The organism is Pseudomonas sp. 32_A (assembly GCF_017490905.1).
Classification (GTDB): Bacteria; Pseudomonadota; Gammaproteobacteria; order Pseudomonadales; family Pseudomonadaceae; genus Aquipseudomonas; species Aquipseudomonas inefficax.
The window spans coordinates 1-503 of the sequence record NZ_JAFGYI010000210.1; the positions used below are offsets into that span (position 1 = coordinate 1).

The 503-nt window shown below is 60.2% G+C and carries 1 protein-coding gene and 1 pseudogene; one reads left to right on the forward strand and one right to left on the reverse strand.

All coding sequences use genetic code 11. The annotated features are described in order from the left end of the window. Positions 1–176: 30S ribosomal protein S21 (gene rpsU, locus J5M58_RS26335; RefSeq protein ID WP_207880281.1), on the reverse strand; the 176-nt coding region annotated here is incomplete at its 3' end. 197 nt (positions 177–373) lie between these two features. On the opposite strand from rpsU, the pseudogene J5M58_RS26340 reads away from it, so the two are divergent. Then, positions 374–503 (forward strand): annotated as a pseudogene (locus J5M58_RS26340) (tRNA (adenosine(37)-N6)-threonylcarbamoyltransferase complex transferase subunit TsaD); the annotation flags it as partial.

Consider the following 503-nt stretch of genomic DNA (forward strand, 5'->3'; position numbering starts at 1 on the left):
TTCTTGGCGTGACGCTTGACTGCAGCGGCAGCCTTGCGCTTGCGCTCGGCAGTCGGCTTCTCGTAGAACTCGCGCGAACGGACTTCGGCCAGCACGCCGGCTTTTTCGCAGGAGCGCTTGAAGCGACGCAGGGCTACGTCGAAGGGTTCATTCTCTTTAACTTTGACAGCGGGCATCCAGGACGTACCTTCACTTGATTACCGGTGGCAACGCGCTTCGGCAAATGACTCGCAAGCACGCTGGTTTTAAGAGTTGCGGATGTTAACCCCTGAACGCCGGGAATGCAAAGCCTGCGAGCGAAAAGCGCTGGTCGGTCGCCGGCCGTGGCGATTAATATGCACGGCTTCATTCGCCTCCGTGGAAGGTTGAACCCATGCTGGTGCTGGGGCTGGAAACATCCTGCGACGAGACCGGGGTCGCGCTTTACGATAGCGAGCAGGGCCTGCTGGCCGATGCGTTGTTCAGCCAGATCGATCTGCACCGCGTGTACGGCGGGGTGGTGC